A 15,218-nucleotide genomic window follows, 5' to 3' on the forward strand; every position below is an offset into this window, starting at 1 on the left:
GACCCCGATGGCCCCCCCCGAGCCGCAAACGAAGATCGTGCCGAACCCGCCCCCCAACCCACCCACCATCCGCCGGGAGCCGATTGTCCCCAACCCGGCCAGCCACCCGAGTCCGGCCACCGAGCGAACCCGCCCGACGCCGCCGCCCACCACGCCGCCGCTGAAGAAGTGAGCGCCGCGCTTCGGCGCCTCACCGCAGCCTCCACCAGGTGTTGCCTCCGGGGACGTCGAACTCCTGGAAGGTGACGGACACGCTGACGTCGAGCGAGAGCACCTGGTGCCACCAGCCCGCGGGGATGAGCAACATCTCCCCGGGCCCCACCACCGCCTCCAGCACGTCCGCCTCCCGGTACGCGGGGAAGCGCGCCAGGTCCGGAGCATCCGCGTCCACCTGGCTCCACACGCTCCGGTGGCTGTACAGGTGGTGCGTCTGGAACGAGGGAATGAGCCGGAAGCGCTTGCGGCCGTGAATCTGCCCGAAGAAGACGGTGCCCAGGTCGTGGTGCAGCGCCGTCCGGGTGCCCTCCGGCCCCACCCAGAGCTTCACCGCCCCGACGAGCTCCGTCTGGCGCAGCACGCCCGGGGGGTAGCGCAAGTCCTCCATCAGCGCGCGCAATTCCTGACGCTCCAGCGCGAAGTTGCGCGCCGTGAGGTACAAATCATTGGAGGGGCCGCCCTCCAGCAGCCGGCGGATGAACTCCCCGAAGCGCATCACCGTGCGGCAGGCATCCGGCTCCAGGTCGTGGTCCGCGCGGGACTCGCGGCCCGCCATCACCTCCACCTCCACGTCACCGAAGCGCTGTGCCAGCACCTCGGGCCGCCAGCGCTCCAGGACGGGCCAGCCATCCATGAAGTCCTCCAGGATGACGGGCCGGTGCGCGAGGTAGTAGCGCTCCATCAATTCGCGCGAGGACACGCCGCGCCGACGCGCCAGGCGCTGGTGCCACCCTGACTGCCGGTGAAGCGCCACGCGCGCGTCGAGGAGCGCACGGAGCCTTCCGTGCCCTTCCGCGCGACGACGCCCCTGCTCCACCGCCGGGTGCTGGAGGACGGACGCCACCCCGGACCGCGCGCGCTCGGGGGCAATGCCAGCCTGGAGCAACGTGCGCTCCAGCGTCTCCGGCTCCACGCCCAGCACCAGGTTCTCCGCCAGCCAGGCCCGCCACTCGGGGGCCAGGTCCGATTCCACGTCGCCCATGCATCCTCCCCGCTCGCGCCAGCCGGGAACAGTGCGCGAACTCTACAACGCACCCGGGGGCGGGTCTGCGTCGAACGAGCCCGCGAAGCGGGCGGCCACCTGGATGTTGCTCCTGGAGTCCACGGCGACGCTGGGGATCTACTGGGACACACCTGCCATTGAAGTGCAACTGAACCCGGGGCCGCGTCCGATGCGCCGCGAAGCGGTCCCGAGCGCGGGGAGGCGGCCGGCCGGGCCCCGCGCTGGCCGGCCTGACTCGGACCGGGCCCGCACCGCTGCACCGGTTCGTTGGAGGACGGACACCTAGATTTGCGGCGGAGGCCTCCGAATGAAGACAGGCAGCGGTACGTCCCGGCTCTTCCGTCATGCGGCTGGCACGGCGGTGCTCGCCTTCCTCCTCGTGGCTGGCGCTCCGGGGAGTGCCCAGGCGCGCGAGCAGGCGCCGCAGCTCACCTGCTATCAGCTGGCGCTGGAGGAAGGGCTGACGGACGAGTACGCGGCCACCCAGCTCTGCCGGGGTGCCCGCTCGACTGCTCCCGCCAGGTGCTTCCTGCGGGTGCAGGACGAGGGCTCGCTGACGGAGGGACAGGCCTTGCAGCTCTGCCAGTTCGCCACCCCCGAGGACGACCCCGCCGGGTGCTACCTCGAGGCGCGGCGGAAGTCGTTCATCGACACCTCTCGCGGGGTGCAGCTCTGCCAACCCCCCGTGCAGGAAATGCTGCGCTACTGCCCCGTCTACGTGCACTGAGCGCGGCGTCTCACTTCACGCGCTTCAGCGGCACCTGGAGCTCCGAGGGCAGGTGCTTCGCGTCGGGGTTGCAGCCGCCTTCGGCCGGGCGGGCGCCGAAGAACAGCTCGTTGCCCACCACCTTCACGAGGTCCAGCTCCCACGGACACTGGTTGAACGAGAACACCGCCGAGCAGCTCACGTAGAACTTCTGCCCGTTGCCGCCGGGGCGGACCTCGCACTGCGTGGACTTCCACTGGCCGACGATGCTGGGCGGCTCGGCGGCGAGGGCTGCGGTGCGGATGGCGTTCATGGCGTCTCCGAGGTTGTGCGGCCTTCCGCGTCCAGGCCCTCTTCCGCGAGCGCTTCGTCTGCGTGGCCCGGCGAGGCCACCCGGTGACGGGCGGGCGGCTCACCCTGGCGCGCTACCTGGAACACGGCCACGTCAGCGTGGCACCGTGGGGCGGCACGGGCAGCATCGTGGACGAGACACTGGGCCGGATGGGCAAGTCGCGGCGGGTGGTGGTGGCCGTCCCGCACTTCCTCCTGGCTCCCTTCGTCGTGGCCTCCACGGACCTGCTCCTGATGGCGCCGGAGCGCGTGGCGCAGCGATTGGCGTCCGCTTTCGGATTGGAGCTGCTGCGCGCGCCGATGGGGGTCGCGGGCTTCACGGTGAGCCAGCTGTGGCACGAGCGCGTGCAGCACGATGCCGCCCACCCGTGGCTGCGGCGGGTGATTACCGAGGCGGCGGGCTCCAACGCACCTGGCCTGCGCAAGCGCGGGGGACGAGCTAGAGTTGCGGAATGAAGGACCTTCCGACGGCCCGTGATCTGGAGCTGAGCGCGGCGGAAGCGCCGCCCCCTCCCCGGCAGCTGCTGGCTCCGGGGAGTGAAGCGCTCGCCATGCTGGTGCGCCGGGGCTTCCAGCCCACGGTGGCCCCGCTGGACCTCCCCTTCCCCACGGATTTGGAGCCGGAGCGCATGGAGCGACTGGTCGAGCGGCTCGGCCACTACGCGTTCCGCCTCTTCCTGCGCGGCGCCATCCTGCGGCGTGGCCCGTTCCAGCCCGCCGAGGCGACGAAGTACCTGGAGGAGCCCCAGGCGGCCGCGTTCGCCGAGGACCTGGTGTCGCTCGGGCTCGCGGCGCGGGAGGACGCGGGGCGCTACAGCCTGACCTGGCCCGCCGCCAGCTTCGGCGGCACGCTGGAGTGGTACGTGGCGCGCGAGCTGCGCGTGCGGCTCGGCTTCGACGTGGCCGTGGGCGTGAAGTTCCACGCACCCGACGTGGGTGGAGACCTGGACGTGGTGGCGGCAGCGGAGGGGCGGCTGTTGTACCTGGAGATGAAGTCCTCGCCGCCCAAGCACCTGGCGCCCGACGAGGTGGGCGCCTTCTTCCGGCGCGTGCGGGCGCTGCGCCCGCACCTGGCCATCTTCGTCATGGACACCGCGCTGCGGCTCTCCGACAAGGTGCTGCCGCTGCTCCAGGCCGAGCTGAGCACCCAGCCGCCTCCCCCGCCCCGGCGCGTGCTGCGCGAGGTCTGGGCACTCACGCCACACCTGTATGTGGTCAACGCGCGGCAGGATTTGCTGACCAACATTGGCATCGCCATCGCGGAGGGCTTCCGCGCTCTCGCGCCTCCGCCGCCGTGAGCGTGGAGAGTGACGCCCCCGCGCGCCTCGATTGGGAATCAGAAAGGTCCGCGACGCATCGTCGCAGGATTGCCGATGTCGAAACTGCCGGATTTCGAAGGGCTGGCGATGTTCGCCAAGGTGGCCGAGGAGCGCTCGTTCGCGGGGGCCGCGCGAGCCATGGGCGTGTCCGTAGCGACCGTATCGCGTGGCGTCAGCCGGCTGGAGAAACGGCTTGGCGCGCGGCTCTTCAACCGCACCTCGCGGCAACTGGCGCTGACGGCGTTCGGGCGGACGTTGGCGGAGAGCGCCAGCCGCCTCTATCTCGATGCGGAGGCCATGGAACACGCGGCGCGGGAGCAGTCTGCTCAGCCGCGCGGTCTCATCCGCCTGGCGGTGCCCATGTCCTTCGGGCTGCGCTGGGTGGCGCCGCTGATGCCGAAGTTCCTCCGTGCCTATCCGGAGGTGTCGGTGGATCTCCACCTCTCGGACGCGGTCGTGGAGCTGGTGGGACAGGGCTTCGACGCGGCGCTGCGGATATCCGCGCAGCTGGACCCGTCGCTGGTCGCGCGGCGACTCTGTCCCGTCTCACGCTTCATCGTCGCGGCGCCGCGCTACCTGGAGCGGCACGGCCGGCCGAAGCACCCTCGCGACCTGATGGACCGGGATTGCCTTGGCTACGTCTACCGTGCGCGGAGCGAAGCCTGGCGGTTCGTCAATGCCGCGGGCAGGGAGGAGACCCTCACCCCTGCCGGCCGGCTCAGCGTCACCAACGCGGATGCCCTGGTGCCCACCGTGCTCGCGGGTCTCGCCATTGCCGAGCTGCCCGACTTCATCGCGAGTGAGTACCTCCACGACGGGAGGATGGAGGTGCTCCTGAAGGACTGGCCGCTGCCCACCGGCGGCCTCTATTTCGTCACGCCCGCCGCGGGTGTGCGCCCGGCCAAGGTCGAAGCGCTCGCCACCTTCTTCGCGGAGCACCTCTCCAAGCCCACGTGGCGCTGGCCGCGCTGACCCGAACTCCGCGGCCTTTGCATTCCTGCAATGATGGCTTGCAGTCATTGACGTTTCGGAGGCCTGCGCACCCCGGTTACATGAGTCTCCACACCTCAGGAGATTCACATGTCACGCAAGCTCGAAGGAAAAGTGGCCGTCATCACCGGCGCGAACAGCGGCATCGGCCTCGCAGCCGCCCGGCGGTTCATCGCCGAGGGCGCGCACGTGTACATCACCGGCCGCCGCCAGGCGGAGCTCGACGCGGCCGTCGCGTCACTCGGCAAGAGCGCCACGGGCGTGCGCGCCGATGCAGCGAGCCTTCCGGACCTCGACCGGCTGTTCGCCCGGGTGCGCGAGGAGAAGGGCCGCATCGACGTGCTCTTCGCCAACGCGGTGGCGGCTCGATGCTGCCGCTCGGCGCCATCACCGAGGAGCAGTTCGACGATACGTTCGGCCGCAACGTGAAGGGCGTGCTCTTCACGGTCCAGAAGGCGCTGCCGCTGCTGGCCAAGGGGGCCTCGGTCATCCTGACCGGCTCGACCGCGGCCACCGTGGGAACCCCGGCCTTCAGCGTCTATGCCGCGACCAAGGCGGCGGTCCGCAGCTTCGCGCGCAACTGGATTCTGGACCTCGAGGACCGGAGCATCCGCATCAACGTGCTGAGCCCTGGCTCGACGCGCACGCCAGGCCTGGTCAACCTCGCCGGGCCGGACGCCGCGCAGCAGCAGGGCCTGCTCGACATGCTTGCCTCCCAGGTTCCGATGGGCCGGGTGGGTGAGGCCGATGAAATCGCCAAGGCGGCGGTCTTCCTGGCCTCCGACGACTCGAGCTTCGTCAACGGCTCCGAGCTCTTCGCCGATGGCGGCCAGGCCCAGGTCTGAACGTCACTGGCTTGACCTTGTAGCGCAAATGCCGAGCCGCTCAGAGCGGTGCGCCAACTTCAGCGCACCGCGAGCTGGCCGCGAGTGCTCTCAGGAACGGCGTGACACGGTGATTCTCGTGACGCCCCCCAGGGTGACCTTCTCTCCAACGCGGTGCTTCTCCACGTCGGCGCGGATGTCCGCCTCCCACGCTCGCTGCAGGTGCTCGGGCATTTCGTCGACGAGCTTCACCAGGGGCCCGCCCAGCTCTCGAATCCAGGCCACGATGCCGTGTCCATCGCTGGCTTCCACGACGGGAATGTCCAGTTCCTCCACCGCCTCCGTGGAGAAGCCATTGCGTTGCAAGACCGCGTCCAGGCTGGCGCGGTCCGCGTGACGAAACACCCCTGGACCGTCGGAGCCTGAGATGGGCAGCGGGACGTCTCGATAGCGCTCGAGCATCCGGCGGGCGAGCGAAGCCCAGGGAACGCGAGCGGGCTCGGCCCACGAGGCGATGACGAGCACGCCACCGGGCTTCAGCGCGTGGTGGATGGACTGGAGGGCCCGCTCTGGCTCGCGCATGTACATCAAGCCCCAGCGCAACGTCGCCACATCGAAGGACTGCTCGCCGACCTCGAGCGCTTCAGCATCAACCACCTGGAACCCGACGTTCTTCAGGCCCTCACGACTCGCCCTTTCGCGGGCGATTTGCAGCACCCCCTCCCCCAGGTCGGTCGCGAGCACCCAGCCATGCGGGCCCACCCGGTGGGCAGCAGGCAGGGCCGGTTCGCCTCGGCCCGAGGCGATGTCCAGGACGCGCATTCCCGTCGAGACGCGCCCGAGGTCGAGCATGCGCTCACTCACCGGGCGGGAGAGTCGCGCTTCCATCTCATCGTGACGGCGCCAGAACTCGACCGCCCGCGCCCGGGCCGCCTCCTGCTGCCTGCGCTCGACGTCATCCATGCCTGCGCCCCTCTCTCCCAGGTTGGGGGCGAGGATACAGGCCGGGTTCCCATCCTCACACTGCCCATGCACTCACGCCTGGGCCGTCACGCCTGCCGCTCGCGGATTCCCGTTGCGTGCGTGCTGCCCCGGAGCTTCCGTCCGCACCTGCACCAGCGAGCCATGTGCAGCGGACTGTGCCGTCGCCGGCCGACGGGCGAGCCGCGCGCCATTCCGGCGACGGTTGTGCATCCACCAGAGCGTCACGGCGGCGATGGCCACCAGCGCACCCAGGCGCGTCAGCGAGGGAACCAGCGGCAATGGAGCGCGACCGACCATGAGGGCCTCCTGAGCGGGACACGCCCCGGTCTGCACTTGGGATGCCATTCGCCGGCCCTCGTGAGGCCGGGCGGTTGCGAGCCGTCAGCAGGCTCGGGTGCCCCAGACTGGCGCACCGGATTGGCGCAATCGCACCATCCTGGAGCCCCCGTCACACATCCGCACTGCTCCACAGGCGCTTCTCCAGGAACCGACGTTCCGTCTCGTTCCTCGCGAGGCTCAGCGCTGTCCGGAAATGCTTCCGCGCGGCCTCCCGATGACCGCGACGCAGCTCCAGCTCCCCCAGCGCGGCGGGATGGAACGGATAGCTCGCCAGCCTTTCGGAATCCGCGATGGCGTGCAGCGCCTCCAGCCCACGCTCGGCGCCGTCACGCTCTCCGATGGCAATCGCACGGTTGAGCGCAACGACGGGCGACGGAGCCAGCGCCATCAGCCTGTCGTACAGCGACACGATGGCCCGCCAGTCCGTTTCCTCCAGGCTGCGAGCGCTCGCGTGCGTCACGGCAATCGCCGCCTCGAGGTGATACGGCGTCACCACCTCCCCCGACGCCGAGCGCTCGAAGAGCGCGAGCCCTTCCTCCATCCGTCGAGCGTCCCAGTGGGTCCGGTCCTGGTCCACGAGCGCACTCAGCTCCCCGGCCGGGTCAATCCGCGCTGGGAGCCGTGCCGCATGGACCCACATGAGCGCGGCGAGCGCATACGTGGTGGGCGTCGCGGCCGGAGGGTGTTCAAGCAGCAACGCCGTCAGGCGCATGGCCTCATCACACAGCTCGACCCGCACCGCGGCCTTCGCGGAGGCGCCGTGGTACCCCTCGTTGAACAACAGGTACAGCGCCCGCCTGACGGTCGACAGGCGCGACTCGAACCCGGCATCCGTCAGGTCGAACAGCGTTCGCGCGCCCGCCAGCACCTTCTTCCCTCGAGAGATGCGCTTCTCGATGGCCGCGTGCCCCGTCAGCAGCGCGCTCGAAATCTCACTCGCGCCGAAGCCGCACAGGATGTTGAGGATGAGCGCGAGCTGCGCTTCCTCGGGCAGTCGCGGATGGCAGCACGAGAACATCATCCGGAGCTGCTCGTCGCGAATCGTGTTCGCGGCGAAGGCCTCGTCAATCAGGGGCGCGAGCGTCCACTCCGTTTCGAGCAGCCGGCCCAGCTCGGGCGCGAAGGTGCGCGCCGTGCGCTCTCGCCGGACGATGTCGAGCGCACGGTTCTTCGCCGCCGCCATGAGCCACGCGGACGGATTCTCCGGAACGCCGCGAGCCCTCCACGCCTCCATCGCCCGGCAGAAGGCGTCCTGCACGACGTCCTCCGCCAGCGACAGGTTGTGCACGCCGAAGATGCGCGTCAGGGCGGCGACCATCCGCCCCGACTCGCGCCGGAAGAAGTGCTCGTTGAGCTCCAGCAGCGTCGCCACGGGTCAACCCGCGCGCGCGTAGCGGAGCGTGACGTTGCCCGCCGGATGCCGCTTCACCTCCAGCAGCTCCAGCCGCGTGCGCTTCGACACACCGCTGATCATCGGCAGGCCGCTTCCGAGGAGGATGGGGTTGACGATGAAGTGATACTCGTCAATCAACCCGTGCTCCGTGAGCTGAGACACGATGGAGCCGCTCCCGAAGATGAGGATGTCCTTGCCGGGCTGCCGCTTCAGGGCCTCGACCTCTCGTGGGTCGAGCTCCCGGACGAGGCGCGAGTTCTTCCACGTCACCTCCTTCCGGCTCCGGGAGAAGACCACCTTCGCCACGTCGTTCAACCAGACCGCCAGCGAGTGGAACTCCGGTGAGCTCCGTCCAGGACTGTGCGGGTCTGGCGCGGTGGGGCCTTCGGTGAGGACACGCGGCCAGAAGCCCTCGAAGTTCTCGTACGTCCGCCGCCCGAACAGGAGGGTGTCGAAGCCCGGCATGGCCTCCACGGCGCCCTTGTCGATCTCCGCGTCCGGCACGGCCCAGTCCAGGCCCCCATCGGCTCCAGCGAAGTACCCGTCCGCCGACACGCGGTTGAACACCACGATGCGTCGCGTGCTCATGACAGCGGTCCCTCTATCACCGGGCGCACTTCCACGGAGCCGGCGCCCTCCAACATGGGGCAGCCCTTCGACAGCTCCACGGCCTGCTCCAGGTTCTTCGCCTCGACGACGATGAAGCCCAGGACCAGGTCCTTGGACTCGGCGTAGGGCCCGTCGGTGACCACCTTCTTCTTCCCACGGACCACCGCGCCCGAGCGCTCGAGCGGCTGCCCGGGGTCTTTCAGGTGCCCCTTGGCTTCCAGCTCGCGTATCCACGCCAGCCATGCCTGCATGCTCCGCTGCGCGCGCTCGGGCGTTCCCATGGCCTCGCGCTGGTCCGCCTCGGTGGTCCGGAATAGATAGATGAACCCACTCATGGAATGACCTCCTGTGTCGCACCCACTGTCGGGTGCTTTCAGGCCCTCAACGTGTGAGCGGACAGCCTCCGGACATCTATTTTCAGCCACTCAGGTCGCCGAGAGCACCTCGCGCAGCCGGACGATGTCCACGGGCTTCACCACGTGCTCGTCGAAGCCGGCCTGGATGGCGCGAGCCCGGTCCTCCTTCAGGCCGTAGCCCGTCAGGGCAATGAGCCGCGGCCCGTGCCCGGTCTCGGCGGACGCACGCAGCGCCCGGGCCACCGAGTAGCCGTCCAGCCCCGGCAGGCCGATGTCCAGGAGGACGACGTCGGGCCGCAGCTCGCGCGCCTTCTCCAGTCCAGACGGGCCGTCCTCCGCCTCGTGGACCGTGTGGCCATCCGCCTCCAGCAGCTCGCGCACCAACTGTCGGCTGTCGGCGTGGTCCTCCACCAGCAGGATGCGGCGCGCAACACCGGGGCCCGCCGCACCGGCCCTCGGCTGCGGCGCCTCCGCCACCCCGCCCCGCGGCAGGCGCACCGTGAAGGTGCTCCCGCTCGAGGCGCCCTCGCTGCGCGCCTCCACGGTGCCGCCGTGCAGCTCCACCAGGCGCTTCACCAGAGTGAGCCCCACGCCCAGTCCACCCTGTGAGCGGTCCAGGGTGCGGTCCGCCTGGAAGAACAAATCGAAGACGCGCGGCAGCACCTCCGGCGGCAGGCCCACGCCGGAGTCGGAGACCTCCAGCACCACGTGCTCCGCCTCCACGTGCGTGCGCACGGTGACGCGGCCTCCGTCCGGCGTGTACTTGAGGGCGTTGGACACCAGGTTGGTGACCACCTGGACGAGGCGGTTCTCATCGCCTTCCATCACCGCCGGCCCGGCCTTCACGTCGAGCTGGTGTGACTGCGTCCTCCCGGAGGACTCGAGCGCGGCGACGGCGCGGTGCACGCACTCGCCCAGGTCCATGGTGCCCTTCTGAAGGGTGATGCGGCCGCTGCTGACGCGGGCCACGTCGAGCAGGTCATCCACCAGCCGGGCCAGGTGGAAGGCCTGCCGCTCCACCAGCGCCCGGGTCCGCTCGCGGCGCGCGTCGTCGCGGGCGATGGAGAGCACCTTCACGCCGCTGGTGATGGCGGACAGGGGGTTGCGCAGCTCGTGCCCCAACATGGCCAGGAACTGGTCCTTGGCGCGGTTGGTGGCCTCGGCCTCGGCGCGCGCGGCCTCGGCCTCGCGCATCTTCGCGCGCAGGGCCTCCTCCCGCTCGGCCACCAGCGCAGTGGTGCGCGCGAGCGCCACCCTCACCTCCTCCAATTCGGAGATGCCGGTGGTGGGCATGCGCGTGAAGGCAGCGGGGGTCGCCGCGCTGTCCGTCGCCGCGCGGGCCAGGGCTCGAAGTGGGTGGGTGATGCGACGCCCCATCAGCGTTGCCCAGCCCGCGGCGACGGCACAGCACACCAGCCCTGCCACCAGCAGCGCGAGGAACGAGCGCTCCATGGGAGCCGAGAAGATGGCCCGCGGCGCGGAGAAGACCATGGTCCAGGGCACCACCTGCGAGCGCGCCACCGCCGAGTAGGCCTTCATGCCGTCCGCCGTCACCGAGGGGAAGAAGCCCTCACTCCCGGCCGCGTGCATGCTCTCGATGAACGCCGCGGGCGCCGTCGTACCGACGAAGCGGTCCGCGGCGCGGCTGCGCGAGAGGATGACGCCCTCTTCGTCCACCAGCGTGCCGACCCAATCCGTGGGGATGCGCTGCTCGGTCCAGAGCTTGTCGAAGTGCCGCATCGAGTAGTGCGCCAGCAGGACGGCGGCGATGCGCTCCCCGCTGAGCACCGGCATCGCCACCACCACCGTGGGCGGCCCCTGCATGCGCTTGAAGGGATAGTCCGCGATGACCGGGCGTCCCGTCTCCAGCACCCTTCGCAGATAGGGACGGTCGACCGGCCTGGAGACGCTCTCTCCGAATGGCTGGTCCGTGCTGAAGTGCGTCCGTCCGTCCACGTCCACCAGCGCCAGCGACGTCCAGGGCTGGCTCGAGTGCACGACGGCCCTGCACGTCGCGTAGAAGGTCTTCAGGTCGCCGCGCGACAGGGGTTCAGAGTGGGAGAGGACCTCCAGCGCGCGGATGGACTGCCCCAATTCGCGGTCCACCGCCAGCGCCAGGGCCCGGGCCGTCTCGCGCATGCCCTGCTCACGGGCCGCGCGCTGCGAGGCGGCGAAGCGGTCCAGGACTGCCGCCGTGAAGACGACCAGGGGGATGAGCAGCCCGAGCGCGAGCCAGGCCAGGTGGAACCGTAACGGACGCGCCTTCATCGACCTGCTTCCAGAAGTGACTCGAGCATGAGGGAGGTCGGCGCCACCGTGCGGCGGCGCCCCGCGCATCCTGCCCGGCTTCGGAGCCTCCACCTACCCTCCCGAGCGAGACTGGCACGGGTTGAACAGTCCGCCGCGAGCCGGCCCCCAGCAGGCGCACGTCCATCCGCGATATCCTGAGGCCCATCCCGCCCGAGCGGGAAGAAGGGGTCGCCGTGAGACACGCACCATGGATGCTGAGTGCCGCACTCACGGTGCTGGCCGGCTGCGCGCCCACCACGTTGAGCCCCATGGGCATCCGGATGGTGCCCGGCAGCCTGGACCACGTGACGGCGCGCGCCGGCCTGCGCACCGGGCCCCGGTTGACGGTGCCCCTCCAGGCCCCCGAGGACTTCGAGGGCAACCGCGCGCCCTTCTCCTCGCCCCAGTGGAGCGTGGCATACGACGCGGACCTCCTCATTCCGGTGAGCGCCAACACCCGCGTGCACGTCGGCTTCCAGGGCGAGGTGGGCTGCGACGAAATCGAGGCCACCTGCCCCGTCCCCGTGCCCGGCTACGGCCTGTCCATGGGCCTGTCCCACTACTTCCAGCTCGGCGACGTGAGCATCGCTCCCGCGGTGATACTGCGCGGGGCCACGGACTTCGGCCTGGGCACGGTGGGAGGCCCCGGCAGCATGATGGGCGTGGAGGGCTCCCTATCGCTCGCGGTGCACCAGGACGACACGGTGCTGGGGGTGGTGCCCTTCCTCGGCGTGCACCGGCTCATCATCTCGGACCGCACGGCGTCGGCCACCTACGGCGGACTGGCGTTCGCGGGCCACTTCGAATTGGGCGACGGAGAGTTCATCGAGCTCACCGCCGGCGCCGGCCGCGTGGACATGCGCGGAGTGGAACCCTGGTGGGCGCCCATCTTCGGCATCCGTGGCGGCCCCTGAGTCCGAGGACAACGTCGACTGCCGCATGGTTGCCGGGCCGGCGCGTTGACGCTCTCGCGAACGGGGGCGCACAGTCAGCCACGCCATGAGCATGAATACCCCTTCGTATCAGGCGTGGCTGGAGTCCTTCGCCGCCGAGCACGGCGCCTCCGCGGGCACCATCCACGTGCAGCGCGGAGCGGACCTGGAGTTGGTGGCGGCCCTCAACATCCCACCGCCCGTGCTGAATGCCGTCCGCCACGTGCCGCACGGCAAGGGCATGGCCGGGCTGGCACAGGTGCGCAGGGCGCCGGTGCAGACGTGCAACCTGAAGGAGGACGACACCGGCCGCATCAAGCCGGGCGCGAAGGCCGTGGATGCGCGCGCGGCGGTGGCGCTGCCCGTGCTGGACGACACGGGACAGGTGCGCGCGGTGGTGGGCATCGCCTTCATGGCGGAGGGAGAGCTTCCCGCCGAGCGCGAGCAGTCGTTGATGTCCGCAGCGGCCCGGCTCCCCCTCGGGGATGCATGAGCCCGCACGGCGGCTGACGCCCCCGGAGACACAGCGAGCACGCGCCGTGGCGGGCTGGGTGGCCTTCTGCGCGCTGCTGCTGGCACTCGTGCTGGTGCCCTTCGCCCTCTTCGGCGCCGACGTGGACGCGGTGGCCGAGCGGTTCCTCTCCGCGCGCCCTCCGGCGTGGCAGGTGTCACTGGTGCTGGGGGGCCTCCTGGCCGGAGACATCCTCCTGCCCGTTCCCTCCAGCCTCGTGAGCACCGCGGCCGGAGGACTGCTGGGCTTCTGGGGCGGACTGGCCACCAACTGGTTGGGGATGATGGTGGCCTGCGTGCTGGGCTACGGACTGGGCGCGCGAGCCGGGCGGTCGGCGCTGCGGCGCATGGCGGGCGACGCGGAGGTGGAGCGGCTGGCACGCGCCTCCGAGCGACTGGGCCCCTGGTTCCTGCTGGTGTTCCGCGCGGTACCGGTGCTGGCGGAGGCCTCCGTCGTCTTCGCGGGCACCAGCCACATGTCCCGGCGGAGCTTCTTCACGGTGTGCGCATTGTCCAACCTGGGCGTGTCCGCCACGTACGCGGCCCTCGGCGCCGCGGCGGCACGGCTGGAGTCCTTCCTCGTCCTCTTCGCGGGCATGGTGCTGGTGCCCGGCCTGGCGCTCGCGTGGGTGCGCCGCCGGAGCCGTGTGCCCGCGACTTCACGCTGAGTCCGAAGCGCCCGCACGGGTGAGCTTGCGGGGCGCAGGCCGAGCAATCGGCACTACGTTCGGCCGTCCTGAAGGCACAGCCCGGAGACCCCCTGCACGATGTTGTTCCCGACCCTCGTCATTGGACTTTCGCTCACCGCCACCAACCCCTGGGCGCAGATGGCGGAGCAGGACCTGAAGGCCATGCGCCAGGCCATCCTGGAGAACCACCCGGGGCCGGTGGACCCGCTCAACCCGTCCTTCAAGCAGTGGCTGGACGGAGGCTATCGGCAGGCGCTCACCCGCGCCCGGCAGGCCCGCTCCTTCGGTGGCTATGACTTCGCCATCCGCTACTACGCCGCGGGCTTCCGGGACGGCCACCTGCGTGCGGGCGCCTATGTCGCGCCTCTCCGCGCGTCCTGGCCCGGGTTCATCCTCTCGCTGCGACAGGGCCGGTATGTCGTCGCCAGCGTGGACGACAAGGACCCGGCGCAGGACACGCTGCCCGCCGTGGGCAGCGAGCTGCTCGACTGCGACGGCCGGGCCGCGCAGAAGATGCTGGAGCAGGACGTGCTGCCCTTCGCCGCTGGCGCGGACATCGAGTCGCTGCGGATGAAGATCACCCCCAGCCTGCTGCAGGACGTGGGCAACCCCGAGGTGAAGCCGCCGTCACAGTGCCGCGTGAAGACGGGCACCGAGGTGCGCACGGTGGCGCTGCGCTACCGGCCCATTCCCACGGAGGAGCACGAGAAGAAGCTGCAGGCCGCGGCGTTCGGCCCGACGCCTTCCTTCGGCACGCACACGTTTGGCAAGGCAGGCGTCTGGGTCTCCATCCCCACCTTCGGTCCGCGCGAGGGCTCCGCCGACTTCGAGGCCATGCGCTCGCTGGCGGAGCAGGCCGGCTCCTGGCGGAGCGCGGAGGTGCTGGTGTTCGACGTGCGCGGCAACACCGGCGGCAACTCGGCGTGGGGCAAGCAGCTGGCGCAGGGGCTCTTCGGGGAGGAGCTGGTCAAGGCGCGCTCCGAGGACGACCCGAAGGCCCGCGCCGTCTACGTGGACTGGCGGGCCTCGGCGGACAACGTGCGCTACCTCGGGGAGATGACCGCGCAGCTCGGGCGTCAGTTCGGCAAGGACAGCCGCGAGGAGAAGTGGGCAGGCGCTGTCACCCAGGGCCTCACCGAGGCGCGCCGCCGGGGTCAGCCCCTCTGGAGTGAGAAGGAAGAAGCCTCCTCCACCCCGCCCGCCACGGAGCCCGCCAATCCCGTGCGCACGCGCGTGTATCTGCTCACGGACGGCCGCTGCGGCAGCGCGTGCCTGGACTTCGCCGACCTGATGTTGAGCCTGCCCGGCGTCACGCATGTGGGCCTGCCCACCTCCGCGGACTCCGTCTACATGGAGGTCCGCGTGGTGGACCTTCCGTCGGGCACGACGCGAATCATCGTCCCCATCAAGGTCTACCGGAATCGTCCGCGCGGCCACAACGAGCCGTATGTCCCGGCGCGCCGCTTCGACGGCGACATCGGTGACACGGCCGCCGTGGAGCACTGGCTGCTGGAGCAGGACGCCGCGCGGGCCTCCGCGAACTGATTCAGGGCGAGGGAAGACGCTGCACTCTCCCTCCGCGTGGCGGACTCGCGGAATGAACCTTCCTTCCACCACTGTCGGCCGCCAGTGCCCCCCAACAGGGTGTGCAGGAGTGGCTCACTCTTCCCGCAGCGTGAAGCTCCATGCACCGGTCCGGAACGAGCCG

Annotated in this window: 19 protein-coding genes; 11 read left to right on the top strand and 8 right to left on the bottom strand. The window is 70.5% G+C overall.

What is annotated here, in order from left to right; all coding sequences use genetic code 11:
• Nucleotides 1-7: 7 nt before the first annotated feature.
• Nucleotides 8-172 carry a hypothetical protein gene (locus tag OV427_RS02465; RefSeq protein WP_267854508.1) on the top strand — a complete coding sequence of 55 codons (165 nt, stop codon included), beginning with the start codon at nucleotides 8-10 and terminating at the stop codon, nucleotides 170-172.
• An 18-nt stretch (nucleotides 173-190) separates the two neighbouring features.
• On the opposite strand, the gene OV427_RS02470 is transcribed toward OV427_RS02465, so the two are convergent.
• A complete protein-coding gene (locus OV427_RS02470; protein WP_267854509.1) occupies nucleotides 191-1,198 on the bottom strand; it encodes a cupin-like domain-containing protein in 1,008 nt (335 codons plus the stop codon).
• Nucleotides 1,199-1,526: 328 nt separating this feature from the next.
• On the opposite strand from OV427_RS02470, the gene OV427_RS02475 reads away from it, so the two are divergent.
• A complete protein-coding gene (locus tag OV427_RS02475) occupies nucleotides 1,527-1,946 on the top strand; it encodes a hypothetical protein (RefSeq protein WP_267854510.1) in 420 nt (139 codons plus the stop codon).
• A 10-nt stretch (nucleotides 1,947-1,956) separates the two neighbouring features.
• Here the strand turns inward: OV427_RS02475 and OV427_RS02480 are convergent, their stop codons facing one another.
• A complete protein-coding gene (locus tag OV427_RS02480; RefSeq protein ID WP_267854511.1) occupies nucleotides 1,957-2,238 on the bottom strand; it encodes a hypothetical protein in 282 nt (93 codons plus the stop codon).
• Between OV427_RS02480 and OV427_RS02485 the strand changes: the two genes are divergently transcribed.
• From OV427_RS02485 to OV427_RS02505, 5 genes are all read left to right on the top strand, one after another.
• Nucleotides 2,217-2,732 carry a LysR substrate-binding domain-containing protein gene (locus OV427_RS02485; RefSeq protein WP_267863344.1) on the top strand — a complete coding sequence of 172 codons (516 nt, stop codon included), beginning with the start codon at nucleotides 2,217-2,219 and terminating at the stop codon, nucleotides 2,730-2,732. The genes OV427_RS02480 and OV427_RS02485 overlap by 22 nt on opposite strands.
• Nucleotides 2,729-3,574, top strand: coding sequence for a hypothetical protein (locus OV427_RS02490; protein ID WP_267854512.1), 846 nt, complete (start codon nucleotides 2,729-2,731; stop codon nucleotides 3,572-3,574). Before OV427_RS02485 ends, OV427_RS02490 begins: the two co-directional genes overlap by 4 nt.
• Before the next feature lie 75 nt (nucleotides 3,575-3,649).
• Nucleotides 3,650-4,567 carry a LysR family transcriptional regulator gene (locus OV427_RS02495; protein ID WP_267854513.1) on the top strand — a complete coding sequence of 306 codons (918 nt, stop codon included), beginning with the start codon at nucleotides 3,650-3,652 and terminating at the stop codon, nucleotides 4,565-4,567.
• Nucleotides 4,568-4,675: 108 nt separating this feature from the next.
• On the top strand, nucleotides 4,676-5,014 hold the full coding sequence (locus tag OV427_RS02500; RefSeq protein ID WP_267854514.1) for an SDR family NAD(P)-dependent oxidoreductase: 339 nt from the start codon (nucleotides 4,676-4,678) through the stop codon (nucleotides 5,012-5,014).
• Complete coding sequence (locus tag OV427_RS02505; RefSeq protein WP_267854515.1) at nucleotides 4,954-5,430, top strand: SDR family oxidoreductase; 477 nt, start codon at nucleotides 4,954-4,956, stop codon at nucleotides 5,428-5,430. The genes OV427_RS02500 and OV427_RS02505 overlap by 61 nt, the downstream gene beginning before the upstream one ends.
• A 90-nt stretch (nucleotides 5,431-5,520) precedes the next feature.
• On the opposite strand, the gene OV427_RS02510 is transcribed toward OV427_RS02505, so the two are convergent.
• The 6 genes from OV427_RS02510 to OV427_RS02535 all read right to left on the bottom strand — a co-directional run bounded on the left by OV427_RS02510 (nucleotide 5,521) and on the right by OV427_RS02535 (nucleotide 11,358).
• A complete protein-coding gene (locus OV427_RS02510; protein WP_267854516.1) occupies nucleotides 5,521-6,372 on the bottom strand; it encodes a class I SAM-dependent methyltransferase in 852 nt (283 codons plus the stop codon).
• 72 nt (nucleotides 6,373-6,444) lie between these two features.
• Nucleotides 6,445-6,690, bottom strand: coding sequence for a hypothetical protein (locus OV427_RS02515; protein WP_267854517.1), 246 nt, complete (start codon nucleotides 6,688-6,690; stop codon nucleotides 6,445-6,447).
• Between the two features lie 151 nt (nucleotides 6,691-6,841).
• Nucleotides 6,842-8,104 carry an RNA polymerase sigma factor gene (locus OV427_RS02520; RefSeq protein WP_267854518.1) on the bottom strand — a complete coding sequence of 421 codons (1,263 nt, stop codon included), beginning with the start codon at nucleotides 8,102-8,104 and terminating at the stop codon, nucleotides 6,842-6,844.
• A gap of 3 nt (nucleotides 8,105-8,107) precedes the next feature.
• On the bottom strand, nucleotides 8,108-8,713 hold the full coding sequence (locus tag OV427_RS02525; protein ID WP_267854519.1) for a dihydrofolate reductase family protein: 606 nt from the start codon (nucleotides 8,711-8,713) through the stop codon (nucleotides 8,108-8,110).
• Nucleotides 8,710-9,069, bottom strand: coding sequence for a YciI family protein (locus OV427_RS02530; RefSeq protein WP_267854520.1), 360 nt, complete (start codon nucleotides 9,067-9,069; stop codon nucleotides 8,710-8,712). The genes OV427_RS02525 and OV427_RS02530 overlap by 4 nt, the downstream gene beginning before the upstream one ends.
• A 90-nt stretch (nucleotides 9,070-9,159) precedes the next feature.
• Nucleotides 9,160-11,358: an ATP-binding protein gene (locus tag OV427_RS02535; RefSeq protein WP_267854521.1), complete on the bottom strand. Its 2,199-nt coding sequence runs from the start codon at nucleotides 11,356-11,358 to the stop codon at nucleotides 9,160-9,162.
• Nucleotides 11,359-11,573: 215 nt separating this feature from the next.
• On the opposite strand from OV427_RS02535, the gene OV427_RS02540 reads away from it, so the two are divergent.
• The 4 genes from OV427_RS02540 to OV427_RS02555 all read left to right on the top strand — a co-directional run bounded on the left by OV427_RS02540 (nucleotide 11,574) and on the right by OV427_RS02555 (nucleotide 15,055).
• Nucleotides 11,574-12,293 (top strand): hypothetical protein, encoded by a 720-nt coding sequence (locus OV427_RS02540; protein ID WP_267854522.1) that lies wholly within the window; start codon nucleotides 11,574-11,576, stop codon nucleotides 12,291-12,293.
• A gap of 85 nt (nucleotides 12,294-12,378) precedes the next feature.
• The gene (locus OV427_RS02545) at nucleotides 12,379-12,804 is read left to right on the top strand and encodes a GAF domain-containing protein (protein ID WP_267854523.1); all 426 of its coding nucleotides are present in this window, start codon (nucleotides 12,379-12,381) and stop codon (nucleotides 12,802-12,804) included.
• Nucleotides 12,797-13,489 carry a VTT domain-containing protein gene (locus OV427_RS02550; protein ID WP_267854524.1) on the top strand — a complete coding sequence of 231 codons (693 nt, stop codon included), beginning with the start codon at nucleotides 12,797-12,799 and terminating at the stop codon, nucleotides 13,487-13,489. Before OV427_RS02545 ends, OV427_RS02550 begins: the two co-directional genes overlap by 8 nt.
• Before the next feature lie 99 nt (nucleotides 13,490-13,588).
• Nucleotides 13,589-15,055 (top strand): S41 family peptidase, encoded by a 1,467-nt coding sequence (locus OV427_RS02555; protein ID WP_267854525.1) that lies wholly within the window; start codon nucleotides 13,589-13,591, stop codon nucleotides 15,053-15,055.
• Nucleotides 15,056-15,218: the final 163 nt, after the last annotated feature.

Source organism: Pyxidicoccus sp. MSG2 (genome assembly GCF_026626705.1).
Classification (GTDB): Bacteria; Myxococcota; Myxococcia; order Myxococcales; family Myxococcaceae; genus Myxococcus.